Origin of the sequence: Pseudomonas sp. SORGH_AS_0211 (assembly GCF_031453455.1) — a bacterium.
GTDB classification, from domain to species: Bacteria; Pseudomonadota; Gammaproteobacteria; order Pseudomonadales; family Pseudomonadaceae; genus Chryseomonas; species Chryseomonas aestiva.
Genome location: NZ_JAVIZV010000001.1, coordinates 3,874,514 through 3,901,433 on the forward strand (window position 1 = coordinate 3,874,514; position 26,920 = coordinate 3,901,433).

The window sequence follows — 26,920 nt, forward strand, 5'->3', positions numbered from 1 at the left end:
TGATGCGGAGCTCTGGAACTCAGCGGACGTCCGAGCTCTCTATAGGAGACCTCAAGAAGGAGATCTCATCCATGCGCCTGAAGAAGCTTGCTCTGGTTTCCCTGATCGGCCTGCCGCTGCTGGCCGCGACCACCGCCGCCAATGCGGATGCGCGGTTCTGGCGGCATGCCGCGACCCTGGGGGCAACCTCCGGCTCGTTCTATACCACCAGCCGTGACGACCACAAGATCGTCGCCGCCACCCAGGACGACGCCAGCTCCTACCTGGCCAGCAACGGCCAGATCCGCGGCCCTTACCTGGAAGCCGCGCTGCGCGACATGCGCGCCGCCGAGCCGGGCCTCCAGGCCAGCGACAGCGACCTCGCCATGCGTATCCTGACCCAGTAAGGGGCCAGGCAAAAAAAGAACCCCGCCGGTCATGCCGCGCGGGGTTCTTTTTCATCCGGGCTCAGGACGGCGAGCGGTGCCTCAGCTTTCGCTGGCGGCGCGATAGCCGTCGGCGTCGAGCAGCCTGTCCAGCTCGGCCGCATCCTGCGGCTTGAGCTTGAAGAACCAGGCGCCATAGGGCTCGCCATTGACCTGCTCGGGCGCGTCGGCCAGCGCCTCGTTGACGGCGATCACCTCGCCGCCCACCGGGGCATAGATGTCCGAGGCCGCCTTGACCGACTCCACCACCCCGGCCTGGTCACCGGCGGCGAGGGTCTTGCCGACTTCCGGCAGTTCGATGAACACCACATCGCCCAAGGCCTCCTGGGCATGATCGGAAATGCCGACGGTAACGCTACCATCGGCTTCCAGGCGCGCCCATTCGTGGCTGGCGGCATAACGCAGGTCGGCGGGAATCTGGCTCATGAGAGGTCCTCGGGGCTGGCACGGTTAAAAGGCAAGGGTAGCCTGCCGACCCCGGGGACCGCCATCGCCGGCAGGGCTTAATTGGGGCCGATGCTCGCGCAGCTGCTGTTGTCGACGTACTTCTTCAGCGTCGCCCACTGGGGGCGATCCACGCCGTTGACGGGCTCCACCGCCAGGTTGTAGTTGCCCCAGCCGGGACCGGCGGCCCAGTAGCTGGCCGGAATGCAGTGCTGCTTGAGATAGGCCAGCATGTTGTCCATGGCCACCAGCCAGCGCGGATCGTCGTCCGGTACGCCGAATTCGCCGATGTAGCCCTGCTTGCCGTTCTTCTTCAGCCAGTCGACGAAGGGCTTGACGCGATTCACCCCGACCATGGGGTCGAAGCCGCTCATGTCCTTGCTGGCGTACTGGCCGCCGCCGTCATTGTCGAAGTAGACGTGGGCGGAAAAGATCAGCTTGTTGGCCGGGTCCTTGAGCGCCAGCAGGGGGTCGTTCCACTGCGGCCAGCGGGCGGCGCTGGACCAGCCGTTGCCCTCGACGATGATGGGATGGACGCTGTCCACGGTACGGATGCCGTTGATGCCGTGCTGGGCGGCGGTCGGCCAGAAGGCCACGGCGTCGTGGGGCTCGTTCATGATGTCGTAGCCGTAGAGCGCCGGATGCTTGCCGAAGCGGAAAGCCAGGCGATAGGTCACGTCCCAGTAGTTGAAGTAGGTGACCTTGCCGGCGCCGATGACCTCGCCGCGATAGCGCGCATAGTTGTGCAGATCGAGGATCACCTTGACGCCGTACTTCTGGGCATAGTTGAGCGTCTGGGTGACCAGGGCGCCATAGTCCGGATCCAGCGTGGCATTCAGCCTGGGCTGGATGCGTTCCCAGATGATCGGAAAGCGCACCAGCTTGATGCCCTTGGCGCTCCAGTCCTTGAAGTGCTGTTCGCTGGGGAAGATGTAGTTGCGGTTGTTGAGACCGGGCAGCACCTGGCTGGCGAAGCCGGCACCGGAGAAGTTGAGACCGACCAGCTCGACCGCCTGGGCCGAACCGAAGAGGGCGCTGCTCAGGGCCAGGGTACCGGCCAGACGCAGGGAAAACTGGCGCAAGCGCCGGGTAAGGGATTGCATGACTGCACCTGTGAAAGAGAAAGACTCCCCGCCCCCGCAAGCTAGCGGGTTCTGACGTAGGCGAGCTCAGGCGGCCGCGTCCTGTTGCGGCGCCACTGGGTGCGACTTCGTCGTCATTGTTGGGGCAGCTATCGGCGTCCCAGCCGCCAGCTTTAGAGATTTTTTTCCAGCAAAAACAGCCAGTTACGCTTTAATTCGCGTCAGATAGCCGCCACTTTTCCATACGCACCAGCGCAGTCAGGCTAACGCCTTGAATCGACACGACTTTCTGTATCCATAAAAGGACGGGTGAGGAGCCGTGGCACGTAAAAAGACCGACAGATCAAAAGGAGTCATTTTCAAAACCACTCGGAACGAGCCTGTCGGTGATCCTCCAGGACCAGGCCCGGAACGTTCCCTGGACGCCGTGCTCTATCCTGCGAGCCCTTCGCGAGAGCCCTGCCATGCCCCTGAACGCGCGTCCTCCCCTGCGTACCCTGGCCGTGATGACCCTGGCCGCCGTGACCCTCCTTGGCTGTGGTGAGACCGCGCGGCTGCAGCGCGAAGCCGGGTATGGCCCGTCACCCACCTTGCCAGAGCCCCACAAGACGCTGCTGCCGACCATCAACGTGGCGCCGGCGATCGGTTGGCCCGAGGGCGGCAAGCCCACCGCCGCGCCCGGCACCCAGGTCCAGGCCTTCGCCCGCGGGCTGGACCATCCGCGCTGGCTCTATGTGCTACCCAATGGGGATGTGCTGGTGGCGGAAAGCAATGCGCCCAGGCGCGATGATTTTCCCGGCATCAAGAACTGGATCGCCGGCCTGTTCATGAAGAAGGCCGGCGCCGGGGTACCCAGCGCCGACCGCATCACCCTGCTGCGTGATGCCGACGGTGATGGCGTCGCCGAGACCCGCCTGGTCTTCGCCGAGCAGCTGCATTCGCCCTTCGGCATGGCGCTGGTGGGCGAGGACTTCTATGTCGCCAACGCCGATGCCCTGGTGCGCTTCATCTACCGCCCCGGGGCGACTCGCCTGGAAGGCCCGCCGGTGAAGGTCACCGACCTGCCGGCCGGCATCAATCACCACTGGACCAAGAACGTCATCGCCAGCCGCGACGGCAAGAAGCTCTATCTCACCGTGGGCTCCAACAGCAACGTCGGCGAAAACGGCCTGGACATCGAGGAAGGCCGCGCCGCCATCTGGGAGCTGGACCGCGCCAGTGGCCAGAAGCGCCTGTTCGCCACCGGCCTGCGCAATCCCAATGGCCTGGACTGGGAGCCCACCACCGGCAAGCTGTGGACGGTGGTCAACGAGCGCGACGAGATCGGCAGCGACCTGGTCCCGGACTATGCCACCTCGGTCCAGGATGGCGGCTTCTATGGCTGGCCCTACAGCTATTGGGGCAAGACCGTGGACAGCCGGGTGCAACCGCCCCGTCCGGATCTGGTGGCCAAGGCGCTGACCCCCGACTATGCCCTGGGCACCCACACAGCCTCCCTGGGCCTCGCCTTCGCCCGCGCTGACAGCCAGTTGCCGACGGCTTTCCGCCATGGCCTGTTCGTTGGTCAGCACGGCTCCTGGAATCGCGATCCCAAGAGCGGCTACAAGGTCATCTTCGTGCCCTTCCAGGACGGCAAGCCCAGCGGCCCGCCGCGGGACCTGCTGACCGGTTTCCTCAATGGCCAGGAGGAAGCCCAGGGGCGACCGGTCGGGGTGGTCAACGATGGTCGTGGCGGCCTGTTGGTGGCCGACGACGTCGGCAATACCCTCTGGCGGGTCAGCGCCCAGCGCCCCTGAGCGTCGTTAATCCGCCCTTAAGCGCCTTGGCCTAGGCTGGAGGCTGACCATCCTGGAGGTGGTCACCGCTCTTGCCGAGGCCGGCCCGGAGCGGTACAACCGCTCAACCGCCTGGGAAAATCCGATGAGAATACTGCTGGCCGAAGACGACATGCTGCTGGGCGACGGCATCCGCGCCGGTCTGGCGCTGGAAGGCGATACCGTCGATTGGGTGACCGACGGCCAGGCTGCCCAGGCTGCGCTGGAAACCGATCCCTTCGATCTGGTGGTGCTCGACATCGGCCTGCCCCGCCGTTCGGGACTCGAGGTCCTGGCCGCCCTGCGCAAGCGCGGCGACGCCACCCCGGTGCTGATCCTCACCGCCCGCGACAAGGTCACCGACCGGGTCACCGGCCTGGACACCGGCGCCGACGACTACCTGACCAAGCCCTTCGATCTGGACGAACTGCTCGCCCGGGTGCGCGCCCTTACCCGGCGCAGTGCCGGTCGGGCGCTGCCGCAACTGGAGCACAACGACCTGCGGGTCGATCCGGCCACCCACCGGGTGACCCTGGCCGGCCAGCCGGTCGAACTGGCACCGCGCGAATACGCCCTGCTGCGCCTGCTGCTGGAAAACATGGGCAAGGTGCTCTCGCGCAATCGCCTGGAACAGGCACTCTATGGCTGGGACGGCGACGTCGAGAGCAATGCCATCGAGGTCCATATCCATCACCTCAGGCGCAAGCTCGGCACCAGCCTGATCCGCACCGTGCGCGGCATCGGTTACGGCATCGACCAGCCCGAGCGGCCGGCTCCATGACCGACGGCCCCGCCGTCTCGCTGCGGCGGCGTCTGCTGACGCTGCTGCTGTGTGGAATATTCGCCTGCTGGCTGATCGCCGCCCTGGTGACCTACCAGTTGGTGCTGCGCCAGGTGAATCGCCTGGCGGACGAAGACATGCTCGACTTCGGCTCGGCCGCCCTGCACCTGGCCACCCTCAGCGAGGGGGGCGACCACAGCCTGCCGCCCGCGGCGCGCGCCCTGGAACGCAGCCGCACGGCCATCGCCGACCTGCCGCTGTTCAAGCGCCGCAACGCCCTTGGCTATCTGCTGCAGGCCGGTGACCAGCGCCTCGGTACCCCCGCGCCACCCGCCGGCCTGGCCGACCAGCCACCCGGCTTCAGCAGTCTGCTGGCCGAGGGGCAGCACTGGCGCGTGCTGCGCCTGAGCAGCGGCGACGGACGCATCTGGATCTACGAGAACCTGGCCGATCGCCGCGGTGCCACCAACCTGCTGCTGCTCGGCTCGCTGTTTCCCCTGGCGCTGGCCCTGCCAGTGCTGGCCGCACTCATCTGGTTCGGCGTCACCCGGGGTCTCGAACCCCTGCGTCAGCTGGCGGCGCAGATCAAGCAGCGCTCCGCCCAGCGCCTGGAGCCCCTGGTGCTGAATCAGGTTCCCCTGGAAGCCGCGGTCCTGGTCGAGGAGATCAACGCCTTGCTGCAGCGCCTGGACGGCGCCCTGGAAGCCGAGCGGCGCCTGACCAGCGACGCCGCCCACGAGATCCGCACGCCCCTCGCCAGCTTGCTGACCCACACCCAGGTCGCCCTGAGGTCCAGCGATCCCCAGGCCCACGCCCGCGGCCTGGTGCAGGTACGCCGCAGCGCCGAACGCATCAGCCAACTGATGGAGCAGATCCTGCTCCTGGCCCGCCTGGACAGTGGTGCGCTGCAGGAGCAGTTCGTCCCGGTCCATCTCGGCCGGCTGGCGGCGGATACCCTGTCGGAACTCGCGCCCCTGGCCATCGAGAAGAACATCGACCTGGTGCTGGAGGATCAGGAGGTCAAGTTGTCCGGCATTCCCACCTGGCTGGGCGTGCTGCTCACCAACCTGGTGGGCAACGCCATCCGCTACACCCCCAGCGGGGGTCAGGTACTGGTGCGGGTCGTCGAGGACGTGCCCGGCCGGGTGCGCATCAATGTCTGCGACAGCGGCCCCGGGGTCAGTCCGGAAGAGCGGGCGGTGATCTTTACCCGTTTCTACCGCAGCGAGAGTGCCGGCCAGAACGTCGGTAGCGGCCTGGGCCTGCCCATCGTCAAGCGTATCGTCGAAATCCATGGCGGCAGCCTGCACCTGGGCGAAGGCCTGCAAGGACGCGGGCTGGGGGTGTACGTCGAGCTGCCCGGCCTGGCCTGATCCGGCCGGCTACGACCAAGGCCATCTTTTATCCGGGCCGGCCTAGGGCTTACAGTGCAGGGATTCGCCACAAGCGAATGCAGTCCTGCATTCTGGAGAGCCCGGCCCATGTCCATGATCCTGTACCACACTCCCGCCTCGCCCTTCGGTCGCAAAGTCGTGGTGATGCTCCACGAGACGGATCTGATCGAGCAGGTGGAAGTGGAAATCGTCCAGCAGACGCCGCTCAATCCCAATCGCGATGTTCTCGATACCAATCCGGCCGGCAAGATTCCTGCCCTGCGCCTGGCCGATGGCACCTGCCTGCACGACAGTCGCGTCATCCTCGACTACCTGGACACCCTGCACGAGCGCACCCCGCTGATCCCGCGCCAGGGTCCGGAGCGCTGGCGCCGCCTGACCCTGGCTTCGCTGTGCGACGCCATGATGGAAGCCGCGGTGCAGATCCGCTACGAGAGCTTCATGCGCCCGCCGGGCATGCAATGGAAGCTCTGGCTGGACAACCAGCAGGAGAAGATCGCCCGGGCGCTGGACTACTTCGAGCGCGAGGCGATCACCGAGCTGGAAGGCGAATTCGACGTGGCCTGCCTGGGCATGGCCTGCCTGCTGGGCTATCTGGACTTCCGCATCCCCACCTTCGCCTGGCGCAGCGACTGCCCGCGCATCGCCGCCTGGTACGCCCGTACCGGCGAGCGCCCCTCGCTGCAGACGACCCGCCCCTGAGCCGGCGCTAGGCCTGCTGCCAGAGCCGCTCCAGATTGCGAAAACCCCACTCCTCCGGATCCTCCCGCCGCACGATGCGCTCATCGGCGGGCGGCCGGGCGAGATCCAGCAGCCGCTGCGGCAGCGGGGTGCGCGAGCGGGCGGAAAAGAACACCCGCACCTGCGGGGTCAGCAGGCTGTCCGAGTGCTGCTCGACCACCACCGCCAGTTGCTCGTTGTTCAGCCGTACCAGGGAACCGATCGGATAGATGCCCAGCGTCTTGACGAAGGCCTGGAATACCTGGGGATCGAAATGCCCCTTCCACTCCGCCATGCGCCGGATCGCTTCGGCGGGACTCCAGGCGGTCTTGTAGGGCCGGGTCGAGGAGATGGCGTCGTAGACGTCGCAGACCGCGGCGATGCGCGACAGCAGACTGATCTGCGTACCGGCCAGGCCATGGGGATAGCCGCTGCCATCGAATTTCTCATGATGGTGCAGGCAGACGTCGATGACCTCCGCGGTCGCGCCCCACTGCTGCAACAGGGCGACGCCCTCCGCGGGATGCCGCTGCATCACGGCGAATTCCGCCTCGCTCAGCTTGCCCGGCTTGTTGAGTACCTCGAGAGGGGTGCGCATCTTGCCCACGTCATGCAGCAGGCCAGCCTGGCCGGCCAGTTGCACCTGGTCCGCCGGCAGCTCCATCTGCCGTGCCACCGCCGTCATGAGGGCGCAGACCGACACCGAATGGATATAGGTATACTCGTCGGCCGTGCGCAGCCGCGTCAGACTGATCAGCGCCGTGGGATGCCGCAGCACCGACGCCGAGATCTGCTCGACCACGGTCGCCACCTCGCTCAGCTCGATGGCCTGGCCCAGGCGCACGTCCTGGAACAGCCGCGCCACCTCCTGCTTGGCGTGGGCGCTCACTGCGGAAGCCTGGGCCATTTCCTGCGGACAGCTCAGGGCGGCGCCTGGCGCGGTGCCGGCAACCGGGACCGGCGCGGCAACGGCTGGCACCTCGGGGGCAATGGCCGGCGCGGCGACGGGCTCGGGGAGCAGCACCGGATCCACCGCGGGCGAGCGTTCCGCTGGCGGCGGGCAATCCAGCCCTTTCGCGACATCGATCCACACCGCGGTCACGGCGCTGTCCTGGATCTTCTGCAGGTCGCGCGGTTCCTGGAGCAGGAAGCGCGCCTTCCAGAACGGATGGTCGATCCAACTGCCTTCGAATCTGTGGATGTACATGCCGAGGCAGACCTCGGCACTGGTAACCTTCTTGAGCATGGCGTTCACTTCGCAACTGATCGGCAGCAGCCATCCAGAGCAGATGATCGCAAAATGCTATGTCACGCCAAAGACCATCGCCCCAAGTTCTAGACGAGAGAATCCATGCACCTCCTGACCGGTATCACCGTCTCCGCGCTGCTCCTGCTGAACACCCTGGTCATGATCGGTCCGCTGCTGGCATTCGCCCTGATCAAGCTGCTGCCCATCGTCGCCCTGCGCGACCTCTGCTCCCGGGTGGTCACCGCCATCGCCGAGACCTGGGCCGAGATCAACAAGATCATCTTCGCCCATCTCACCCCCACCGCCTGGGACATCCGCGGCACCGAGGCACTCAACCGCGACAGCTCCTACCTGGTCATCTGCAACCACCAGTCCTGGGTCGACATCCCCGCGCTCATCGAGACCTTCAACGGCAAGGTGCCCTACTTCAAGTTCTTCCTGAAGAAGGAGCTCATCTGGGTGCCCTTCCTGGGGCTCGCCTGGTGGGCGCTGGACTATCCCTTCATGAAGAGATACTCCCGCGCCCAGCTGGCGCGCCGCCCGGAACTCAAGGGCGCGGACCTAGCCATCACCCGCCGCGCCTGCGAGAAATTCCGCCGCCAGCCGGTGACCATCGTCAATTACCTGGAAGGCACGCGCTTCACCGCCGCCAAGCATGCCGAGCAGCACTCGCCCTATCGCCACCTGCTCAAGCCCAAGGCTGGCGGCATGGCCTTCGTCCTCGCCGCCATGGGCGAACAGCTGGACACCCTGCTGGATGTCACCCTGGTCTATCCGGACGGTCGCGTGCCCGGCTTCTGGGACCTGCTCTGCGGACGCGTCAAACGCGTTATCATCGATATCCGCGCGCGACCTCTGGATCCGGCGCGCTGGGCGGGTGACTACAGCGAAGATGCGGAATTTCGCGCAGGCTTCCAGCAGTGGGTCAGCACGCTCTGGGCAGAGAAGGACCAGCGGATCGAGGCGCTGCTAGATTCCCGCTCGCGCTGATCAAGCGGGGCACCCTGCCGCGTGCAGACAGTCAGAGAGCGGGTAGTCGGCTGTCTCGACAAGGATCTCTCATGCCCACCCCGACGCTGGATACCACCACGACCCGCTGGCTTCCCTGGCTGATCGCCGTCGCCTTCTTCATGCAGTCGCTGGACGCGACCATCGTCAACACCGCCCTGCCGCGCATGGCCGCCGACCTCGGCGAGAATCCGCTGCGCATGCAGGGGGTGGTGATCGCCTACCTGCTCACCGTCGCGCTGCTGATTCCGGCCTCGGGCTGGATCTCCGATCGCTTCGGCAGTCGCCGCGTCTTCTTCACCGCCATTGCCCTCTTCACCTTTGGCTCGCTGCTTTGCGCCCTGGCGCCCAGCCTCAACCTGCTGATCGCCGCCCGGGTCATCCAGGGCCTCGGGGGTTCGCTGATGCTGCCGGTGGGGCGCCTGGTGATCCTGCGCGTCTATCCGCGCAGCGAGCTGGTGCGCATCCTCAGCTTCATCACCATTCCCGGCCTCATCGGTCCCCTGGCGGGCCCGGCGCTGGGTGGCTGGCTGGTGGAAGCCGTGTCCTGGCACTGGATCTTCCTGATCAATCTGCCAGTCGGCATCCTTGGCTGCCTGGCCACCCGCCGCCTGCTGCCGGATCTGCGCAGCCCCCTTCCGCAACGCTTCGACGGCCTGGGCTTCCTGCTCTTCGGCACCGCCATGATCCTCATCAGCGTCGCCCTGGAAGGCCTCGGCGAACTGCACCTGCCCCATGTGCGGGTGGTGCTGCTGCTGATGGGCGGCATGGCCTGCATGGTCGCCTACTGGTTGCGCGCCCTGCACCACGACCAGCCGCTGTTCTCCGCCGAGCTGTTTCGCATCCGCAGCTTCGCGGTGGGCATCTTCGGCAATCTCTTCGCCCGCCTCGGCAGCGGCGCCCTGCCCTTCCTCATCCCGCTGCTGTTCCAGGTGGGCCTCGGCTATTCGCCGACCCAGGCCGGTCTGCTGATGATGCCCCTGGCGCTGTCGGCGATGCTGGCCAAGCCCATCGCCGGTCCGCTGATCGGGCGGCTCGGCTATCGACGCCTGCTGGTGGGCAACACCCTGCTGCTGGGGTGCCTGATCGCCAGTCTCGCCCTGATCGGCCCTGCCACGCCCTTCGTCTGGTTGCTCATCCACCTGGGCATCCTGGGCGCGGTGAATTCCATGCAGTTCACCGCCATGAACACCATCACCCTCATCGACCTGCACGACCAGCAGGCAGCCAGCGGCAACAGCCTGCTGTCGGTGGTGATGCAACTGGCCATGAGCTTCGGCGTCGCCTGCGCCGCCGCCCTGCTGGGCGGTTTCCAGGACGACTATGGTGACACCGAGGTGCTGTCTGCCTTTCGCGCGACCTTGCTCAGCGTCGGCGCCCTGTCGATGCTGGCGGCGGCGATCTTCCTGCAGGCTTCGCGCGAGACCGGCCGGCGGGTCAAGCCGCTGGCGGCCGAGCCGGAAAAGAGCGCGCAGAACGTGGAGTGAGGCGGCCGGCCGCGCCGGTCCAACCGGCAGAAACGAAAAACCCCGGCCTGGCCGGGGTTTTTCGTGAGCTTCGGGCGATGTCAGGTGTCAGACGACCTGTACGCGCTCTGCCTGCATGCCCTTCTGGCCTTGCACGACTTCGAAGCTGACCTTCTGGCCTTCAGCCAGGGTCTTGAAACCAGTGCCTTCGATGGCGCGGAAGTGCACGAACACGTCCGGACCGCTCTCGGGAGTGATGAAGCCATAGCCTTTGGTTTCGTTGAACCACTTGACGGTACCGTTCTGACGATTCGACATGACGGGTGTTGCTCCTTGGAATCACGAGTTTGTTATTGACACTGGCTGGCGCGGTTATGCGTTGCATTGACCAGACGCCCGGTACTGAGTTGCAAGGAGTAACAAGAATCGAGCAGCAAGGGGTGGACGAAGAGCCTACCGCCTCAGGTCACGATCGACGGCGACCCAAGCAAACACAGTTCTCGAACTCTACGCCATATTTTTCTGGAAAGCGATTACCCTCCGGAGGGCGAAACCCTTTTCGACAAGGGCTGTTTTGTCACCTCGCGCACGGTACTGTCGAGCCGGTTTTCGGCCACCCGGACAGCCCTGCAAAACCGCAGCCAGACTGCTTCGCCGCCGTCTGCCGCAGCTGTCGAAGGGCCCCGGGCCCGTTGCTCTACCCTGAAATCCCCCTGCAAGGAATACCGATGAACGTCACCCCTGTGGAACTGCTGATCAGCGATTGCGATGGCGTGCTGGTCGACAGTGAAATCCTCGCCGAACGGGTCGTCCTCGACGGCCTGGCCGCCCATGCACCGCGCGCCGAACTCGAGGCCCTGCTGCACGGCACCTTCGGCCTGACCACCCGAGATATCTTCGCCCTGGTCGAACAGCGCTTCGGTATCACCCTGCCGCCGGCACTGTTCAGCGACCTGCGCGCCCAGGCGGAAACGCTGATCGCTACCAGCGTCGAGCCCATTCCCGGGGTGAAGCGTGCCCTGGAGAGCATCGACCTGCCGCTGGCGGTCGCCTCCAACAGCCTCAGGCACAGCGTCGAATCCTCGGTCCGCCGGGCCGATCTGGTGGCGCGGGTAGCGGGCCACATCTTCAGCGCCGACATGGTCGCCCGGCCCAAGCCGGCACCCGATGTCTATCTGCTCGCGGCCAGGACCCTGGGCGTCGCGCCAGAGCGCTGCCTGGTGATCGAAGACAGCGCCACCGGCGCACGTGCGGCCCTGGCCGCCGGCATGCGCGTCATCGGCTTCACCGGTGCCAGCCATATTCCGCCGAGCCATGGCGAGACCCTGAGCGCCCTGGGCGTGACCGCCCTGGTCGCCCACATGGACGAGTTGCCCGCGACCGTCGCCCGTCTTCGCGCCGCCGCCAGCGGCGGGCAATGAAAAAGGGGCCCTCAGGGCCCCTTCGCTTTCCGCGTCAGCAGAATCAGGACAGGACCGCCCCTACCGCCTTGGGCAGTGCCACCGGTGCCAGGTCGGCCGTCGCGTTCCAGGCCGCCTCGCTCAGCTGGGTTTCCAGCAGCTGGCGATGGATCGCCTCGCGGTGCTGTTGCAGGACGATGTCCAGGGCGCGGCTGGGCGTCAGTTCGACGTCGTCGAAGGTGACGATCTGACCCGGCTCCATGGCCCGCTTCAGCACGCTGTGCTTGAGCAGGCCGATCGGCAGGTGATCCGGGCACTCGGCGATCTTCACCGCTTCGCCGCGCACGCTGTAGCCACCGATGCCGCGCTCGATGATGTCGCCAGCCGCCATGGGCTTCTTCATGATGGCGGCCACGCTCAGGGTCGGCGTGGTGGAGTTGTTGAGCAGGATCTTGCCGCCGGCGATGACGCGACGCAGGGTCTTGCCGACTTCCAGGGAGCACAGGTGGAAGGGGCGTACCAGGACATAGTACGGACCCTTGCCCAGCTTGAAGTATTCGATGGCGCCGGCCTGGTCTTCGTCATGGCGACCGACGACGAAGACGCCACCCGCGGAGTAGCCGCTCGGGATCACGTAGTCGACGATGGGCGTGCCCAGTTGCTCGGCCATCTGCGCCAGGATGTTCGCGCTGTCCTGCAGATTGGTCGAGTTGAGGCCTTCCAGGCCCTGGCGGGTGATGGTGGCGCCATAGTTGTTGCCCACCACCACCTGCTCGATCTGCACCTTGGTGCCATCGGTGAAGGAGGTGGTCTGGTCGACGCTGGTGCCCTGGCGCGCGGACCAGTAGGCCATGTCTTCCGGCGTCGGATTGTGGTTCAGATAGCCCTTCATGTTGCCGTAGACCAGCGGCTTGAAGCCCATCTGCACGGCTTCTTCGTGCAGCGCCGCCAGCGAACCCGGCTGGTCGCCCTCGGCCTCGGTCAGGAAACCCTTGCCGGCCAGGTAGGAACCGGTCGTCACCTGCAGTTCGGCATTGATGGTGACCACCTTGATGCCGGCCTCGAAGGCGCGCTCGATGATCTCGGTACCGTGGTAGGGGTCGCCACTGCATTCCACCAGCAGATCGCAATGATCGATGAGATCCGCCACCGACTGGGTGAGCGCCTCGGTCAGCGGATAGTCGGTAACCGTGGCGATGGGCCGGCGGGTCAGGACGCGGGTCACGGTCATGTCGTCATAGTGACGGCTGATGAGCCGGGCCAGGCAGCGCGAGATCATGCCGGTACCGACGATGCCGATACGGGTGACAGGGGATTGGGAGGACATAGGATCGATTCCTTTCAAAGAGAATGTCGGTGGCGAGCAAGACCACCATGCGAAGTGCCGACCCCAACTGCGTGTCCGATCTCTTGCAAATGGAAAAACCGCTTCCATTAGAAATTCTATGACTGGGATCAATCTTTCCGTGCGACTCGAAGCCAAATCAAAAATTCATGACTTCGTAACAGATAGCGACCAATGGCCGCAGATCGCCACCTTTTTCCTAGCCGTACCGTGACGGCGATTCAACTCGTCGGTTCTGCGCGCCCCGCGCCGTTGTCACCGCGCGCCCAATAGCCGCGGCGGAACAGGTCACGCTCGCCCAGCGCCAGCAACAGCACCAGGAAGCCCAGCATCGCCACGCTGATGCTGACGATCAGCTCCAGCAGGCCGACCGGCTTGGGCAACAGGAAAGTCAGCAGGGCGACTGCACTGCCGGCGCTGAACCAGCGCAGCAGCAGTGACAGGTGCAGTCCGGCCAGGGAGTGGCGATAAAGCGCCAGCGCCATGAACACGGCCTGCAGGAAGGCCCCGGTGGTAAAGGAATAGGCCAGCCCCTGGGCGCCGAACGGCTGGTAGAGGACAGCGTCCAGCGTCACGGTGATGAAGGAGCTGGCCAGGGTGGTGTAGAGGAAGGTGCGGGCGCGCTGCTGCGACAGCAGGGCACGCCCCCACAGCAGGGCGAGGCCCATCCAGGGCAGGCCGAGGGCATAGGCCACCACCAGGGTCGCGGTCGCCGCGCTCTGCTCGGCGCCGAAGGCTCCGCGCTCCAGCAGCACCTTGACCACCGGCTCCGAATAGCTGAACAGCACCACGGCGGCCGGCACCAGGAACAGCAGGGTGCCGAGCAGCGCCTTGCGCATCAGCGCGCTGTACTTGTCGGCATTGCCCTCGTTCCAGCTGCGGGTCAGCTCGGGAAAGATCATCGCCAGGATCGACAGCGCATAGAGCGTCAGCGGAATGGTCACGATGCGGTAGGAAAAGGACAGCATGGTGATATTGCCCTCGGCCAGCAGCGAGGCGAAGAAGCGCTCCGCCAGCATGCAGCCCTGCTGGGCGCCGGCGGCGAGCAGCACCGGCGCGAAGGTCACGGCGAAGGGACTGCCCTCGGGTTTCTCGAAGGCTACCGAGCGCTGGCTGAGATAGCCCAGCCGCCGGTGCTGGATGACGATCAGCAGCACCTGGGGCAGCAGCATGCCGGTGAACAGTGCGATGCCACTCGGCTGCAGGATGACGATGGCCAGGATGGCGCCCAGATTGAGCATCAGCGTCCGCGTCATCGGCAGGATGAAGATGCGGTCCAGGTTGAGCAGCGCGCCCTGGCAATAGAGGACGGCCTGCACGCAGATCAGCAGGGTGCCGACCGCGAAGACCAGCTTGCCGGTCTCGACCTGCTCATCGCTCCAGCCCGGCGCCAGCGCATGCATCAGCCAGGGACTGGCGAGGACACCGATCACCGACAGCAGCAGGCCGAACAGGCCGATGCGCCAGTACAGCCAGCGACCGACCTGCTCGTACTGGGCGTTGCAGCGGTCACGGATGCGTTGCAGATAGGGAATCATGGCATCGCGCAAGGCGAGGCCGAAGAAGCTCTCGAAGAACACCGGCAGGATGAGCGCGACAAAGATCAGGTCGGCTTCCCAGCTCACGCCGAATTGCCGGGCGATCAACAGGTCGCGCAGGAATCCCAGCAGGAAGCTGGCAACGGTGATGGCCAGGATGACGAGGGTCGAACTCACGCCCGCACCTCGATCGACCTGGAGCGGTCAAGCGCGGCAATAAGCGGACGGATAAAGATGGCAGGCATTGGCGGTCTCGTTCCGTGAGCCGGAGGTGATCCGGATAAAGGCGGGCAGCTCTGCCCGTTTGGTCCAGACTCAGAGACCAGCTTCCGCGCTTAAGTTTCCCGACGCAAATTCAGCGACACGCAGAAATGTCGAACGATTGGCAAATTGCCATGACTGGCAGGATGCTGACCGCCGAGCGGTAGTCCTTGCAATCCCACCGCAAGCCGAATACTGTATATATAACCAGATACAGAATACGAGGTGACGCATGGCCGTCGAAGTGTTGTATCGCAGCAGCCGAGATCCGGAGCGCCTGTTCATGGATAAAGCCGAAGCCGATCGTCACGACAAGATGTTGGAGCTGGCCGAGTCGCTCGCCAGCGTGCTGGACAAGGCCGTACCCGGTCTTGCCGAAAAGCAGTGCGAAGACCTGGGGCTGTTCATGGCCCGCAATCGCGAGGTCTTCGCCCGGGCGTTTCGCAACCAGCCGGATGCGCTGGGCGAGTTGGACCTGCCCAGCTAGCAAGAGGCGCTGCCCCTCGGGTAGCCTGGGAAGAGATCCGAGCCGGAGAAAGCCTCTTGTCCCTTCCCATCATCTTCGATACCGATCCTGGCGTGGACGACGCCCAGGCCATCGCCCTGCTGTTTGCCGATTCCGCCTTCGAGGCGATCGGCCTGACCACCACCTTTGGCAATGTGCCGGTCACCACGGCGACCCGTAACGCCCTGCTGCTCACCGAGCTGGCTGGCCGGGACACGCCCGTCGCCGCGGGCGTCGCCGAACCCCTGGTCAAGCCGGCCGGCAACCATGCCCTGCATGTGCATGGCCAGGATGGCCTGGGCAATCAGCAGCTCCCCGCGCCGGGCCAGGCGCCCCACGCCCTGGACGCCGCGCGTTTCATCGTCGAGCAGACCCGCCTGCGACCGGGCGAGATCACCCTGGTGGCGGTCGGGCCGCTGGGCAACCTGGCTCTCGCCCTGGCGCTGGATCCCACGATCGTCGACCGCGTCCGCGAGGTGGTGGTGATGGGCGGCGCCATCGTCGAGCCGGGCAACGTCACGCCGGTGGCCGAAGCCAATATCTTTTCCGATCCCCATGCCGCGGCGCGGGTCTTCGCCGCCCCCTGGCCGCTGACCCTGGTCGGCCTCGACGCCACCCACCGCGCCGTCCTCGACCCGCCCCGCCTGCAGCGCATCGCGGCGTGCCAGGGCGCCCTGGGTGAGGTGCTCGCGCGCAGCTATGATTTTTATGCGGACTTCTACCGCAGCGTGAAGGACATCGACGGCTGCCACCCCCACGACAGCTGCGCCCTCGCCTACCTGCGCCGTCCTGAGCTGTTCCACACCGCGCGCGGCCATCTCAGCGTCGGCACCGAAGGCCTGGCGGAAGGCCAGACCTTCTTCGCGCCCGAGGGTCGCGCCTACCTAGACGGGCGCTGGTCCGGCAACCCGCTGGTAACGGTCTGCCTGGACATGGACGGCGCCGCCATGGTCGCCTGGATGGAAGAGGTCCTGACCGCAACCGGGCGGTAGGACGCGGCGCGCCACCGTTCGGGCTGCAAGCGATCGACAGGCGAAAAAAAGGCCCCTTACGGGGCCTTTTCTGCAACCTGGGATCAGTTGACCTTGGGATCCAGTTCGCCGCGGGCATAACGCTCGAACATGGCATCCAGGGAGATCGGCTTGATCTTGGAGGCCTGGCCGGCGGTGCCGAAGGCTTCGTAACGGGCGATGCAGACTTCACGCATGGCGGTCACGGTCTTGGCCAGGTACTTGCGCGGATCGAACTCGCTGCGGTTCTTGGCCATGAACTCGCGGATGGCACCGGTGGACGCCAGACGCAGGTCGGTGTCGATGTTGACCTTGCGGACCCCGTACTTGATGCCTTCGACGATCTCTTCGACCGGCACGCCGTAGGTTTCCTTGATGTCGCCACCGTACTCGTTGATGATCTTCAGCCACTCCTGGGGCACCGAGCTGGAGCCGTGCATGACCAGGTGGGTGTCCGGGATGCGCGCGTGGATTTCCTTGATGCGCTGGATCGACAGGGTGTCTCCGGTCGGCGGCTTGGTGAACTTGTAGGCGCCGTGGCTGGTGCCGATGGCGATGGCCAGGGCATCGACCTTGGTGGCCTTGACGAACTGGGCGGCTTCTTCCGGATCGGTCAGCAGCTGGCTGTGATCCAGGGTGCCTTCGGCGCCCACGCCGTCTTCTTCACCGGCCATGCCGGTCTCCAGGCTGCCCAGGCAACCCAGCTCGCCTTCCACGGACACGCCGCAGGCATGGGCGAAGGCCACGGTCTGCTGGGTGACGCGCACGTTGTAGTCGTAGTCGGACGGCGTCTTGCCGTCGGCCATCAGCGAGCCGTCCATCATCACCGAGGAGAAGCCCAGCTGGATCGAGCGCTGGCAGATGTCGGGGGTGGTGCCGTGGTCCTGGTGCATGACCACCGGGATATGCGGGAATTCTTCCACCGCGGCCAGGATCAGGTGACGCAGGAAGGGAGCGCCGGCGTACTTGCGGGCACCGGCGGAGGCCTGGACGATGACCGGCGAATCGGTCTTGTCGGCGGCTTCCATGATGGCGCGCATCTGCTCGAGGTTGTTGACGTTGAAGGCCGGAACGCCGTAGCCGAATTCGGCGGCGTGATCCAGCAGCTGACGCATGCTGACGAGTGCCATTGGTGATTATCTCCCTACAAAGGCGGTGGTGGCGCCAGCCTGCATGAGCGGCTGGCAGGGTTCAAGCGGCCGACCCCTGGCCGCCCTGGATTAATCGGTTCAGCTGACATTCGCCCGTTCAAGGCGTCCGGCAGCCGCGACCGATGAGGTCGTTGTTGGCGATCCAGTAGACGAGGCCCTGGTCGCCGCGGATATGCAAAGCCACCAGCCCGTCGGTATAGGACTGGCCATCGGTGGCCGGTTCGCGGTTGAGATGGCGGATCAGGCCATCGCCTTCCAGCTTGAGGTCGACGATGGACTGGCTGCGATCCACATAGCGCCAGTCGAAGGCCGCCTTGGAATCGCAGACCCAGTGGGTCCAGCCTCCGGTCTGCTGCGCGCCGCGGCCGGCGCAACCGGCCAGCAGGGCGAGACTCAGCAGCCCGAGGGCGAGCGTGCGCCCCTTCACTGGGCGCAACCGCTGGCCGGGCGGCTGGCGTTGCCGGTGAGCGTATCGACGCGCTCGCCGTTCTGCGCCGTGGGCGTGGCGGCCGCCGCAGGCGGCGGCGCGAACACTGCGCAGGCCTTGTCGGCATTGCCACCGGCGCAACCGGCCAGCATCAGGACAGCGGAACAGACAAGCAGCGGCGTACGCATGGCGATTACTCCTGGGCGCGTTGCTGGAGGACTTCGACGGCCGGCAGGACCTTGCCCTCGACGAATTCGAGGAAGGCGCCGCCACCGGTGGAGATATAGGAGACCTTCTCGCCGATGCCGTACTTGTCGATGGCGGCCAGGGTGTCGCCACCACCGGCGATGGAGAAGGCGTCGCTGTCGGCGATGGCCTGGGCCAGGGTGCGGGTGCCTTCGCCGAACTGGTCGAATTCGAAGACGCCCACCGGACCGTTCCAGAGGATGGTCTTGGCCGACTTGAGCAGGTCGGCGAATTGCTGGGCGCTGACCGGGCCGATGTCGAGGATCATGTCGTCGTCGGCCACGTCGTTGATCGACTTGGTAGTGGCCTGGGCGGTCTCGGCGAATTCCTTGGCGACCACCACGTCCACCGGCAGCGGCACGCTGACCTTGGCGGCGATGGCCTTGGCGGTGTCCACCAGATCGGCTTCGTACAGCGACTTGCCGACCTTGTAGCCGGCCGCGGCGAGGAAGGTGTTGGCGATGCCGCCGCCGACGATCAGCTGGTCGCAGATCTGCGCCAGGGAGTTGAGCACGTCCAGCTTGGTGGAGACCTTGGAGCCGGCGACGATGGCGGCCATCGGGCGGGCGGGATTGCCCAGCGCCTTGCCCAGGGCGTCCAGCTCGGCGGCCAGCAGCGGACCGGCCGCGGCGACCTTGGCGAACTTGGCCACGCCATGGGTCGAACCCTCGGCGCGGTGGGCGGTGCCGAAGGCGTCCATGACGAAGATGTCGCACAGGGCGGCGTATTTCTTCGCCAGCTCATCGGCGTTCTTTTTCTCGCCCGCGTTGAAGCGCACGTTCTCCAGCAGCACCAGCTGACCCGGCTCCACCTGGACGCCGTCCAGGTAGTCCTTCACCAGGGGCACCTCGCGGCCCAGGGCCTTGCTCAGGTAGGCCGCGACCGGGGCCAGGCTGTTTTCCTCGCTGAACTCGCCTTCGGTGGGACGACCCAGGTGCGAGCAGACGATCACCGCGGCCCCTTTTTCCAGGGCCAGCTTGAGGGTCGGCAGGGCGGCGACCAGGCGGGCATCGCTCTTGATCTGGCCTTCCTTCACCGGAACGTTGAGGTCTTCGCGAATCAGGACGCGCTTACCCTTCAGATCGAGGTCGCTCATTTTCAACACGGACATACAGGCAATCCCTTAGTTGTGCTTGTTTCAGGTGGGCTTGGCGATGCGCAGCCAATGGCCGGCGACGTCGAGCATGCGGTTGGCGAAGCCCCATTCGTTGTCGAACCACACCAGCAGATTGACCAGCCGGGGGCCGGAAACGCGGGTCTGGCTGCCATCGACGATGGCGGAATGGGGATCGTGGTTGAAATCGCAGGAGGCGTGGGGCAACTCGGTGTAGTCGATCAGCCCGGCCAGGGGACCGCTCTGGGCGGCGTCACGCAACAGGGTGTTGAGCGCCGGCGCCGTGGTGTCGCGGCCGACGATGCAGGTGATGTCCAGGCAGGAGACGTTGACCGTGGGTACGCGCACGGCGCGGGCCTGGATGCGCCCGCCGAGCTCGGGCAGCAGGCGTTCGATGCCGCGCGCCAGGCCGGTCGCCACCGGGATGATCGACTGGAACGCCGACCGCGTCCGCCGCAGATCTTCGGCATGGTAGGCGTCGATCACGGGCTGGTCGTTCATGGCCGAGTGGATCGTGGTGATGGAGACGTACTCCAGACCCAGGGTCTCGTGCAAAAGTTTCAGCACCGGGACGCTGCAGTTGGTGGTACAGGAGGCATTCGAGACCAGTGTCTCGTCACCGCGCAGGGCCTGCTGGTTGACCCCGTAGACCACGGTGGCGTCCACGTCGGTCTCGCTGACCATGGGCTGGGAGAACAGCACCCGCGGCGCACCGGCGGCGAGAAAACGCCCGGCCTCGGCACGGGTGCTGAAGGCACCGGAGCATTCCAGCACCAGATCGACGTCGAGTGCCCGCCAGTCCACCCGCTCGGGCTCGGCCTCGCGGCGGATCTCCAGGGCCTGATCGCCGATGCGCAGGCGCTCACCCTCCAGCGCGACCCGGCCGGGAAAGCGGCCATGGGTGGAATCGAAACGGGTGAGGTATTCCAGGCTGGGCCGGTCGGCCAGATCGTTGAGGGCGACGATGGCGAGCTCGGTCGCCGCGCCGCGCTCGTGCAGCGCGCGCAACACGCAACGACCGATGCGACCGTAGCCGTTGAGAGCGAGGCGATAGCGAGCGGAACTCATGCGTGAACTGACTCGGGCGCAAGCGAAAGGCCGATTATGCGGCGGTTCGACGACGAATGGGAGTCGCCAGGGTCGTCAGGTCGACTTTCGCACTACAAAAAGGCGCTCTCCTTGGCAGACAGGAAAGAAATCCGCCGCCTGGCCCGGGCCTCCTGCCGCATCCGCGCGGGATCGTTGTCAGCCGGGCAGCGGTAGAGGTAGTTCCATGAACGTCAGGACTACCCAAAGGGCCCTTCAGGGGCAAGCAGAAATCGTTACCCAGGGGTGATAGATCAACAGCATGACCCAGATCAAAAACCCCACTTGTTGTGTTGTAGAAATTACAAAACACCATATGTAGTATCTGGACCGAACTTGAGGCCCAAGCCGAACTCGAAGGAAAAGACCCGCGCCGCCCTGGCAAAAGCCGGCTGGCGTCAGGCTTTTTCCTTTGAATTCGCCCCACTGAGGACAGGAGTCAGCCATGACCATCACCATCTACAGCAAGCCCGCCTGCGTGCAGTGCAACGCCACCTATCGCGCCCTGGATCGTCAGGGCATCACCTACCAGGTGGTGGATATCGAGCAGGACGCCCAGGCGCGCCAGACCGTGGAATCCCTGGGCTATCGCCAGGTGCCGGTGGTGGTGGCCGGTGACGACCACTGGGCCGGCTTCCGCCCGGACAAGCTCGGCCAGCTGGTGGCTTGAGGCCGGGGCCATGGGCGAGCTGCTGTATTTCTCCAGCACCTCGGAGAACACCCATAGATTCGTCGAGAAACTCGGGCTGCCGGCGCGGCGCATTCCCCAGGATCCCGCCGCCGAACCGCTCAAGGCCCGCGAGCCCTACATCCTGGTCTTGCCGACCTATGGCGGCGGCGGCAGCAAGGGCGCGGTGCCCAAGCCGGTGATCCACTTTCTCAACGATCCGCACAATCGCGCCCTGATCCGCGGCGTCATCGCCGCCGGCAACACCAATTTCGGCGAGGGCTACTGCCTGGGTGGACGCATCGTCGCCCAGAAATGCGCGGTGCCCCTGCTCTACCAATTCGAATTGCTCGGCACGACGGAGGATGTCGACCGGGTACGCACGGGAGTGAACGACTTTTGGCAACGGCAGGCCTGACCCCGACCGGCAGCGACGCGGACTATCACGCGCTCAACGCCATGCTCAATCTCTACGGTCCCAACGGCGAGCTGCAACTCGACAAGGACCGCCAGGCGGCGCGGCAGTACTTCCTGCAGCACGTCAACCAGAACACGGTGTTCTTCCATAACCTGGACGAGAAACTCGGCTATCTGGTGGACAAGGGCTACTACGAGGCGGCGGTGCTGGAGCAGTACGCGCCGGCCTTCGTGAAGGCGCTGTTCGAGCGCGCCTATGCCTACAAATTCCGTTTCCAGAGCTTTCTCGGCGCCTTCAAGTACTACACCAGCTACACCCTCAAGACCTTCGACGGCCAGCGCTACCTGGAACGCTACGAAGACCGGGTGTGCATGGTCGCCCTGAGTCTGGCGCGCGGTGACGAACAGCTGGCCGAGTCCCTGGTGGACGAGATGATCAGCGGCCGTTTCCAGCCGGCCACCCCGACCTTCCTGAACGCCGGCAAGCGCCAGCGCGGCGAGCTGGTGTCCTGCTTCCTCCTGCGCATCGAAGACAACATGGAGTCCATCGGCCGCGCCGTGAACTCGGCGCTGCAGCTCTCCAAGCGCGGCGGTGGCGTGGCCTTCCTGCTGAGCAACGTGCGCGAGGTCGGCGCCCCGATCAAGCGCATCGAGAACCAGTCCTCCGGCATCATCCCGATCATGAAGCTGCTGGAAGACGCCTTCTCCTATGCCAACCAGCTGGGTTCGCGCCAGGGCGCCGGCGCCGTCTACCTCAACGCCCATCACCCGGACATCCTGAGATTCCTCGACACCAAGCGCGAGAACGCCGACGAGAAGATCCGCATCAAGACCCTGTCCCTCGGCGTGGTCATCCCGGACATCACCTTCGAGCTGGCCAAGCGCAACGCCGACATGTACCTGTTCTCGCCCTACGACGTGGAGCGGGTCTATGGCGTGCCCTTCGCCGACATCAGCGTCAGCGAGAAATACGCGGAGATGGTGGCCGACGCGCGCATCCGCAAGCGCAAGATCAACGCCCGGGAATTCTTCCAGACCCTGGCGGAGATCCAGTTCGAGTCCGGTTATCCCTACCTGATGTTCGAAGACACGGTGAATCGCGCGAACCCCATCGCCGGACGCATCAACATGAGCAACCTCTGCTCGGAGATCCTCCAGGTCAACACCCCCAGCCGCTTCGACGAAGACCTGGGCTATGAGCACATCGGCCAGGACATCTCCTGCAACCTGGGCTCGCTGAACATCGCCCGCACCATGGATTCACCGGACCTGGGCCGCACCGTGGAGACCGCCATCCGCGGTCTCACCGCGGTCTCGGAGATGAGCGACATCCGCTGCGTGCCCTCGGTGGCCGCCGGCAACGCCGCCTCCCACGCCATCGGCCTGGGGCAGATGAACCTGCACGGCTACCTGGCCCGCGAGCACATCCACTACGGCTCGCCGGAAGGCCTGGATTTCACCAACCTGTATTTCTACACCGTCACCTACCATGCGGTGCGCGCCTCCAATCGCCTGGCCATCGAACATGGCCAGAGCTTCCAGGGCTTCGCCGACTCCAAGTACGCCAGCGGCGCCTATTTCGACCAGTACACCGAGGGCGACTTCACCCCCCGTACCCCCCGGGTGGCCGAGTTGTTCGAGGCCGCCGGCATCCGCCTGCCGACCCGCGCCGACTGGCAGGAACTCAAGGCCTCGGTGATGGCCCATGGGCTGTTCAACCGCAACCTCCAGGCCATCCCGCCCACCGGCTCGATCTCCTACATCAACCACTCCACCTCGAGCATCCACCCCATCGTCGCCAAGGTGGAGATCCGCAAGGAAGGCAAGCTGGGCCGCGTCTACTACCCGGCGCCCTACCTGGCCGACGATAACCAGGAGTATTACCAGGACGCCTACGAGATCGGCCCGGAAAAGATCATCGACACCTATGCCGAGGCCACCCGCCATGTCGACCAGGGGCTGTCGCTGACGCTGTTCTTCCGCGACACCGCCACCACCCGCGACATCAACCGGGCGCAGATCCATGCCTGGAAGAAGGGCATCAAGACGCTCTACTACATCCGCCTGCGCCAGGCCGCCCTGGAAGGCACCGAGGTGCAGGGCTGCGTGTCCTGCAGCCTGTGAGGAAATCGCCATGAACGCACCCGTCACCGCTCAGCGCCTGAACCGCATCAACGCCATCAACTGGAACCGCATCCAGGACGACAAGGACCTGGAGGTGTGGAACCGCCTGACCGGCAACTTCTGGCTGCCGGAAAAGATCCCGCTGTCCAACGACATCCCCTCCTGGGCGACCCTGACGCCCAAGGAGCAGCAGCTGACCATCCGCGTCTTCACCGGCCTGACCCTGCTGGACACCATCCAGAACGCCGTGGGCGCCCCGACCCTGCTGGCCGATGCCGTCACCCCCCACGAAGAGGCGGTGATCGCCAACATCGGCTTCATGGAGGCGGTCCATGCGCGCTCCTACAGCTCGATCTTTTCCACCCTCTGCTCGACGCCGGACGTGGACGAGGCCTATCGCTGGAGCGAAGAGAATCCCTATCTGCAGACCAAGGCCGACCTGATCCTCGCGCGCTACCACGCCGAGGACCCGCTGCTGCGCAAGGTGGCCAGCGTCTTCCTGGAATCCTTCCTGTTCTATTCGGGCTTCTACCTGCCGATGTACTGGTCCAGCCGCGCCAAGCTGACCAATACCGCCGACCTGATCCGCCTGATCATTCGCGACGAGGCGGTGCACGGCTACTACATCGGCTACAAATTCCAGCAGGCCCTGGCCAAGGAAAGTCCGGAGCGCCGCCAGCAGGTCAAGGATTTCGCCTACGAACTGCTGCAGGACCTCTACGACAACGAGGTGGCCTACACCGAGGACCTCTACGACAGCGTCGGCTGGAGCGAGGACGTGAAGAAATTCCTCCACTACAACGCCAACAAGGCGCTGATGAACCTGGGCTTCGAAGCGCTGTTCCCCAGCAGCATGACCGACGTCAGCCCGGCGATCCTCGCCGCCCTGTCGCCCAGCGCCGACGAAAACCACGATTTCTTCTCCGGCTCGGGTTCGTCCTATGTCATCGGCAAGGCGGTGAGCACCGAAGACGAGGATTGGGATTTCTAACCTAATCGCGGCCATGGGCCGCTCCTACGAACGCCTGATGCTCCTGTAGGAGCGGTCGCGCCGGCGAACCGCCATGACCGCGATAAAGATGTCTCGCCCACCTCAGCGGTCCCGTCCGAAAACGGCCAGTCACCCCTTCCCGGCGGTGCTAACCTGCCGCCATGAACGCCTTCCCCGATATTCCCGCCTTCGAACGCGCCCGCCTGGCGCGGGACCCGCGCTTCGACGGCCTGTTCTACACCGCGGTGCTCACCACCGGCATCTATTGCCGGCCGGTGTGCCCGGCGCAACCGCCGCGCCCGGAAAACGTCAGCTACTACCCCAGCGCCGCGGCCGCCGAGGCCGCCGGCTATCGCCCCTGCCTGAGGTGTCGCCCCGAACTCTCCCCGGCCGGCGGCCACTGGCAACGCGGCGACGCCACCCTGGCCCGTGCCCTGCGCCTGATGGACGAAGGCCTGGAGGACGGCGGCCTGCCCGCCCTCGCCGCCCGCCTCGATCTCAGCGAACGCCAGTTGCGCCGGCTGTTCGTCGAGCGCCTGGGCGCCGCGCCCCTGGCGGTGCTCACCACCCGCCGGCTGCTGTTCGCCAAGCAATTGCTCAGCGAGACCCGGCTGCCGATCACCGAGGTGGCCCTGGCCGCCGGCTTCGGCAGCCTGAGACGCTTCAACACTGCCTTTCGCGACGCCTATGACCTGGCCCCCAGCCAGGTGCGCAAGGGTCAGGCCGCGCCTTCGCCGGTGCTGGTCCTGCGCCTGGCCTATCGTCCGCCCTACGACTTCACCGCCCAGCTGGATTTCCTCCGCGGCCACGCCCTGCCCGGTGTCGAGGTGCTGGACGACACCAGCTACGCCCGGGTGATCGGCACCCCCGAACAGCCGGGCTGGCTGCGCGTCTCGGCCTGGGACGCCGACACGCCGGCGCTGCGCCTGGAATTGCACGGCGCCGCCCCTGGCGAGCTGCAAGCGGCAGTGGCGCGGATCCGCCGCATGTTCGATCTGGACGCCGATCCCGAAGCCATCGCCCAGGGCCTGGCGGTCGATCCGACCCTCGCCGAACTGGTGGCGCGCCGGCCCGGCCTGCGCCTGCCCAGTGGCTGGGACGGCTTCGAGATCGCCGTGCGCGCCGTCATCGGCCAGCAGGTCAGCGTGGTGGCGGCCACCACCATGACCGCCCGAGTGGTGCAGCGCTTCGGGCGCCCCTGGGGCGAGCCCGGCCACGAGGCCAGTCGCCCACCAGCCGGTCTGCACCACTTCTTTCCCACGGTCGACGCCCTGGCCGATGCCGCCCTGGAAGACCTCACCGGCCTCGGCCTGATCCGCGCCCGCGCCGGCACCCTGGGCACCGTGGCCCGCGCCTTGCGCGCCGGCGAGGTGGACTTCGACACCGGACGCACCCTGGACGACTTCACCCGGCGCTGGATCGCCCTCAAGGGCATCGGTCCCTGGACCGCCCAGTACATCGCCCTGCGCGCCCTGGCTCACCCCGATGCCTGTCCGGTGGAAGACCTGGTGCTGCAGAAGCGCCTGGCTGCCCCGGGCGAACGCCTCACCGCCAAGGCCTTGTACGCCCGCGCCGAAGCCTGGCGGCCCTGGCGCGCCTACGGGGTGATGCAGGTCTGGCGCGAAGCCACCTGGAAGGCGCCCGCCGATGCGCCCGCCGAACCCGTTCCCACCCGTCTCGCCAAGGAGTCGCCCCGATGATCGCCTACTGCCTGCTGGACAGCCCCATAGGAACGCTCACCCTGGCCGCCGACGACAGTGGCCTGCGCGTGGTGGAGTTTCCCGAGAATCGCTACCTGGCCAAGCGCGACGCCAGCTGGAGCGCCGCCGACCATCCGATCCTCGACCTGGCCCGCCAGCAACTCGGCGAGTACTTCGCCGGCCAACGCCAGACCTTCGAGCTGCCGCTGGCACCGCGCGGCACCCCCTTCCAGCTGGCGGTCTGGCAGGCCCTGGCGGAGATCCCTCACGGCCAGACCTGGAGCTATGGTCAGCTCGCCAGCCACCTCGGCCGCCCCCAGGCGATGCGCGCGGTGGGCGCCGCCAATGGCCGCAATCCGCTGCCCATCGTGCTGCCCTGCCACCGGGTGATAGGGGCGTCCGGCGCCCTGACCGGCTTTGGCGGCGGCCTGCCGACCAAGCAATTCCTGCTGGAGCTGGAAGGCGCGCTGCCGCCGCCGCGGGATCTCTTCGCCGCGCCCCAACCCGGCACCGCGCCAGAAACCGCCGGCTAGAAGGCTCTAGAATGGGACTTCC

The 26,920-nt window shown here is 66.1% G+C and carries 27 protein-coding genes; 16 read left to right on the forward strand and 11 right to left on the reverse strand.

The window, feature by feature from the left end; translation table 11 throughout:
- Positions 1–71 precede the first annotated feature (71 nt).
- The gene (locus tag QE393_RS17985; protein ID WP_183631615.1) at positions 72–386 is read left to right on the forward strand and encodes a DUF2388 domain-containing protein; all 315 of its coding nucleotides are present in this window, start codon (positions 72–74) and stop codon (positions 384–386) included.
- 81 nt (positions 387–467) lie between these two features.
- Here the strand turns inward: QE393_RS17985 and gcvH are convergent, their stop codons facing one another.
- Together gcvH and QE393_RS17995 are read right to left on the reverse strand one after the other, a co-directional pair.
- Positions 468–851 carry a glycine cleavage system protein GcvH gene (gene gcvH / locus QE393_RS17990; RefSeq protein WP_158895189.1) on the reverse strand — a complete coding sequence of 128 codons (384 nt, stop codon included), beginning with the start codon at positions 849–851 and terminating at the stop codon, positions 468–470.
- A gap of 77 nt (positions 852–928) precedes the next feature.
- Positions 929–1,972 carry a glycoside hydrolase family 5 protein gene (locus QE393_RS17995; RefSeq protein WP_273806799.1) on the reverse strand — a complete coding sequence of 348 codons (1,044 nt, stop codon included), beginning with the start codon at positions 1,970–1,972 and terminating at the stop codon, positions 929–931.
- A gap of 485 nt (positions 1,973–2,457) precedes the next feature.
- On the opposite strand from QE393_RS17995, the gene QE393_RS18000 reads away from it, so the two are divergent.
- From QE393_RS18000 to QE393_RS18015, 4 genes are all read left to right on the forward strand, one after another.
- Complete coding sequence (locus QE393_RS18000; RefSeq protein WP_273806951.1) at positions 2,458–3,747, forward strand: sorbosone dehydrogenase family protein; 1,290 nt, start codon at positions 2,458–2,460, stop codon at positions 3,745–3,747.
- Between the two features lie 124 nt (positions 3,748–3,871).
- Positions 3,872–4,546, forward strand: a complete 675-nt coding sequence (locus tag QE393_RS18005; RefSeq protein ID WP_133860536.1) for a response regulator — start codon at positions 3,872–3,874, stop codon at positions 4,544–4,546.
- Entirely contained in the window at positions 4,543–5,919 is a 1,377-nt protein-coding gene (locus tag QE393_RS18010; protein WP_273806800.1) for a HAMP domain-containing sensor histidine kinase, read from the forward strand. Before QE393_RS18005 ends, QE393_RS18010 begins: the two co-directional genes overlap by 4 nt.
- Before the next feature lie 108 nt (positions 5,920–6,027).
- A complete protein-coding gene (locus QE393_RS18015) occupies positions 6,028–6,642 on the forward strand; it encodes a glutathione S-transferase family protein (protein WP_273806801.1) in 615 nt (204 codons plus the stop codon).
- 7 nt (positions 6,643–6,649) lie between these two features.
- On the opposite strand, the gene QE393_RS18020 is transcribed toward QE393_RS18015, so the two are convergent.
- Positions 6,650–7,906 (reverse strand): HD-GYP domain-containing protein, encoded by a 1,257-nt coding sequence (locus QE393_RS18020; protein ID WP_310044911.1) that lies wholly within the window; start codon positions 7,904–7,906, stop codon positions 6,650–6,652.
- A 105-nt stretch (positions 7,907–8,011) separates the two neighbouring features.
- On the opposite strand from QE393_RS18020, the gene QE393_RS18025 reads away from it, so the two are divergent.
- Positions 8,012–8,899: an acyltransferase gene (locus tag QE393_RS18025; protein ID WP_273806803.1), complete on the forward strand. Its 888-nt coding sequence runs from the start codon at positions 8,012–8,014 to the stop codon at positions 8,897–8,899.
- Positions 8,900–8,970: 71 nt separating this feature from the next.
- Positions 8,971–10,404 (forward strand): multidrug transporter subunit MdtD, encoded by a 1,434-nt coding sequence (gene mdtD, locus QE393_RS18030; RefSeq protein WP_310044913.1) that lies wholly within the window; start codon positions 8,971–8,973, stop codon positions 10,402–10,404.
- An 87-nt stretch (positions 10,405–10,491) separates the two neighbouring features.
- Here the strand turns inward: mdtD and QE393_RS18035 are convergent, their stop codons facing one another.
- Complete coding sequence (locus QE393_RS18035) at positions 10,492–10,701, reverse strand: cold-shock protein (protein ID WP_133860530.1); 210 nt, start codon at positions 10,699–10,701, stop codon at positions 10,492–10,494.
- Positions 10,702–11,111: 410 nt separating this feature from the next.
- Here QE393_RS18035 and QE393_RS18040 point away from each other — a divergent pair, with 410 nt between their 5' ends.
- Positions 11,112–11,804 (forward strand): HAD-IA family hydrolase, encoded by a 693-nt coding sequence (locus tag QE393_RS18040; RefSeq protein WP_273806806.1) that lies wholly within the window; start codon positions 11,112–11,114, stop codon positions 11,802–11,804.
- A 43-nt stretch (positions 11,805–11,847) separates the two neighbouring features.
- Here the strand turns inward: QE393_RS18040 and QE393_RS18045 are convergent, their stop codons facing one another.
- The gene (locus QE393_RS18045; protein WP_273806952.1) at positions 11,848–13,062 is read right to left on the reverse strand and encodes an NAD(P)-dependent oxidoreductase; all 1,215 of its coding nucleotides are present in this window, start codon (positions 13,060–13,062) and stop codon (positions 11,848–11,850) included.
- Positions 13,063–13,349: 287 nt separating this feature from the next.
- On the reverse strand, positions 13,350–14,843 hold the full coding sequence (locus QE393_RS18050) for a lipid II flippase MurJ (RefSeq protein ID WP_310044916.1): 1,494 nt from the start codon (positions 14,841–14,843) through the stop codon (positions 13,350–13,352).
- A gap of 316 nt (positions 14,844–15,159) precedes the next feature.
- Here QE393_RS18050 and QE393_RS18055 point away from each other — a divergent pair, with 316 nt between their 5' ends.
- Together QE393_RS18055 and QE393_RS18060 are read left to right on the forward strand one after the other, a co-directional pair.
- Entirely contained in the window at positions 15,160–15,414 is a 255-nt protein-coding gene (locus QE393_RS18055) for a YebG family protein (RefSeq protein ID WP_007161283.1), read from the forward strand.
- A gap of 56 nt (positions 15,415–15,470) precedes the next feature.
- Positions 15,471–16,424 carry a nucleoside hydrolase gene (locus QE393_RS18060; RefSeq protein WP_310044918.1) on the forward strand — a complete coding sequence of 318 codons (954 nt, stop codon included), beginning with the start codon at positions 15,471–15,473 and terminating at the stop codon, positions 16,422–16,424.
- A gap of 83 nt (positions 16,425–16,507) precedes the next feature.
- Here QE393_RS18060 and fba read toward each other — a convergent pair whose 3' ends face one another.
- The 5 genes from fba to epd all read right to left on the reverse strand — a co-directional run bounded on the left by fba (position 16,508) and on the right by epd (position 20,448).
- The gene (gene fba / locus QE393_RS18065) at positions 16,508–17,572 is read right to left on the reverse strand and encodes a class II fructose-bisphosphate aldolase (RefSeq protein WP_059316498.1); all 1,065 of its coding nucleotides are present in this window, start codon (positions 17,570–17,572) and stop codon (positions 16,508–16,510) included.
- A 118-nt stretch (positions 17,573–17,690) separates the two neighbouring features.
- Entirely contained in the window at positions 17,691–18,020 is a 330-nt protein-coding gene (locus QE393_RS18070; RefSeq protein WP_158890122.1) for an MliC family protein, read from the reverse strand.
- Positions 18,017–18,208 (reverse strand): hypothetical protein, encoded by a 192-nt coding sequence (locus QE393_RS18075; protein WP_158890124.1) that lies wholly within the window; start codon positions 18,206–18,208, stop codon positions 18,017–18,019. The genes QE393_RS18070 and QE393_RS18075 overlap by 4 nt, the downstream gene beginning before the upstream one ends.
- Before the next feature lie 5 nt (positions 18,209–18,213).
- The gene (locus tag QE393_RS18080) at positions 18,214–19,377 is read right to left on the reverse strand and encodes a phosphoglycerate kinase (protein WP_027598233.1); all 1,164 of its coding nucleotides are present in this window, start codon (positions 19,375–19,377) and stop codon (positions 18,214–18,216) included.
- A 27-nt stretch (positions 19,378–19,404) separates the two neighbouring features.
- Entirely contained in the window at positions 19,405–20,448 is a 1,044-nt protein-coding gene (gene epd, locus QE393_RS18085) for an erythrose-4-phosphate dehydrogenase (protein WP_310044920.1), read from the reverse strand.
- A 463-nt stretch (positions 20,449–20,911) separates the two neighbouring features.
- Here epd and nrdH point away from each other — a divergent pair, with 463 nt between their 5' ends.
- From nrdH to QE393_RS18115, 6 genes are all read left to right on the forward strand, one after another.
- Positions 20,912–21,136 carry a glutaredoxin-like protein NrdH gene (gene nrdH, locus QE393_RS18090; protein ID WP_059230613.1) on the forward strand — a complete coding sequence of 75 codons (225 nt, stop codon included), beginning with the start codon at positions 20,912–20,914 and terminating at the stop codon, positions 21,134–21,136.
- Positions 21,137–21,146: 10 nt separating this feature from the next.
- Positions 21,147–21,551, forward strand: a complete 405-nt coding sequence (nrdI, locus tag QE393_RS18095; protein WP_027598230.1) for a class Ib ribonucleoside-diphosphate reductase assembly flavoprotein NrdI — start codon at positions 21,147–21,149, stop codon at positions 21,549–21,551.
- Complete coding sequence (nrdE, locus tag QE393_RS18100) at positions 21,533–23,674, forward strand: class 1b ribonucleoside-diphosphate reductase subunit alpha (RefSeq protein ID WP_310044922.1); 2,142 nt, start codon at positions 21,533–21,535, stop codon at positions 23,672–23,674. Before nrdI ends, nrdE begins: the two co-directional genes overlap by 19 nt.
- A gap of 10 nt (positions 23,675–23,684) precedes the next feature.
- On the forward strand, positions 23,685–24,665 hold the full coding sequence (nrdF, locus tag QE393_RS18105) for a class 1b ribonucleoside-diphosphate reductase subunit beta (RefSeq protein ID WP_310044925.1): 981 nt from the start codon (positions 23,685–23,687) through the stop codon (positions 24,663–24,665).
- 161 nt (positions 24,666–24,826) lie between these two features.
- A complete protein-coding gene (locus QE393_RS18110; protein WP_310044928.1) occupies positions 24,827–26,365 on the forward strand; it encodes an AlkA N-terminal domain-containing protein in 1,539 nt (512 codons plus the stop codon).
- The gene (locus QE393_RS18115; protein WP_310044929.1) at positions 26,362–26,898 is read left to right on the forward strand and encodes a methylated-DNA--[protein]-cysteine S-methyltransferase; all 537 of its coding nucleotides are present in this window, start codon (positions 26,362–26,364) and stop codon (positions 26,896–26,898) included. Before QE393_RS18110 ends, QE393_RS18115 begins: the two co-directional genes overlap by 4 nt.
- Positions 26,899–26,920 lie beyond the last annotated feature (22 nt).

What these genes read in the sequence shown, in the direction of transcription:
- QE393_RS17985 (WP_183631615.1), top strand. Translation starts at nt 72, where the DNA reads ATGCGCCTGAAGAAGCTTGCTCTGGTTTCCCTGATCGGCCTGCCGCTG.
- gcvH (WP_158895189.1), bottom strand. Translation starts at nt 851, where the DNA reads ATGAGCCAGATTCCCGCCGACCTGCGTTATGCCGCCAGCCACGAATGG.
- QE393_RS17995 (WP_273806799.1), bottom strand. Translation starts at nt 1,972, where the DNA reads ATGCAATCCCTTACCCGGCGCTTGCGCCAGTTTTCCCTGCGTCTGGCC.
- QE393_RS18000 (WP_273806951.1), top strand. Translation starts at nt 2,458, where the DNA reads ATGACCCTGGCCGCCGTGACCCTCCTTGGCTGTGGTGAGACCGCGCGG.
- QE393_RS18005 (WP_133860536.1), top strand. Translation starts at nt 3,872, where the DNA reads ATGAGAATACTGCTGGCCGAAGACGACATGCTGCTGGGCGACGGCATC.
- QE393_RS18010 (WP_273806800.1), top strand. Translation starts at nt 4,543, where the DNA reads ATGACCGACGGCCCCGCCGTCTCGCTGCGGCGGCGTCTGCTGACGCTG.
- QE393_RS18015 (WP_273806801.1), top strand. Translation starts at nt 6,028, where the DNA reads ATGTCCATGATCCTGTACCACACTCCCGCCTCGCCCTTCGGTCGCAAA.
- QE393_RS18020 (WP_310044911.1), bottom strand. Translation starts at nt 7,906, where the DNA reads ATGCTCAAGAAGGTTACCAGTGCCGAGGTCTGCCTCGGCATGTACATC.
- QE393_RS18025 (WP_273806803.1), top strand. Translation starts at nt 8,012, where the DNA reads ATGCACCTCCTGACCGGTATCACCGTCTCCGCGCTGCTCCTGCTGAAC.
- mdtD (WP_310044913.1), top strand. Translation starts at nt 8,971, where the DNA reads ATGCCCACCCCGACGCTGGATACCACCACGACCCGCTGGCTTCCCTGG.
- QE393_RS18035 (WP_133860530.1), bottom strand. Translation starts at nt 10,701, where the DNA reads ATGTCGAATCGTCAGAACGGTACCGTCAAGTGGTTCAACGAAACCAAA.
- QE393_RS18040 (WP_273806806.1), top strand. Translation starts at nt 11,112, where the DNA reads ATGAACGTCACCCCTGTGGAACTGCTGATCAGCGATTGCGATGGCGTG.
- QE393_RS18045 (WP_273806952.1), bottom strand. Translation starts at nt 13,062, where the DNA reads ATGATCTCGCGCTGCCTGGCCCGGCTCATCAGCCGTCACTATGACGAC.
- QE393_RS18055 (WP_007161283.1), top strand. Translation starts at nt 15,160, where the DNA reads ATGGCCGTCGAAGTGTTGTATCGCAGCAGCCGAGATCCGGAGCGCCTG.
- fba (WP_059316498.1), bottom strand. Translation starts at nt 17,572, where the DNA reads ATGGCACTCGTCAGCATGCGTCAGCTGCTGGATCACGCCGCCGAATTC.
- QE393_RS18075 (WP_158890124.1), bottom strand. Translation starts at nt 18,208, where the DNA reads ATGCGTACGCCGCTGCTTGTCTGTTCCGCTGTCCTGATGCTGGCCGGT.
- QE393_RS18080 (WP_027598233.1), bottom strand. Translation starts at nt 19,377, where the DNA reads ATGTCCGTGTTGAAAATGAGCGACCTCGATCTGAAGGGTAAGCGCGTC.
- epd (WP_310044920.1), bottom strand. Translation starts at nt 20,448, where the DNA reads ATGAGTTCCGCTCGCTATCGCCTCGCTCTCAACGGCTACGGTCGCATC.
- nrdH (WP_059230613.1), top strand. Translation starts at nt 20,912, where the DNA reads ATGACCATCACCATCTACAGCAAGCCCGCCTGCGTGCAGTGCAACGCC.
- nrdI (WP_027598230.1), top strand. Translation starts at nt 21,147, where the DNA reads ATGGGCGAGCTGCTGTATTTCTCCAGCACCTCGGAGAACACCCATAGA.
- nrdF (WP_310044925.1), top strand. Translation starts at nt 23,685, where the DNA reads ATGAACGCACCCGTCACCGCTCAGCGCCTGAACCGCATCAACGCCATC.
- QE393_RS18110 (WP_310044928.1), top strand. Translation starts at nt 24,827, where the DNA reads ATGAACGCCTTCCCCGATATTCCCGCCTTCGAACGCGCCCGCCTGGCG.
- QE393_RS18115 (WP_310044929.1), top strand. Translation starts at nt 26,362, where the DNA reads ATGATCGCCTACTGCCTGCTGGACAGCCCCATAGGAACGCTCACCCTG.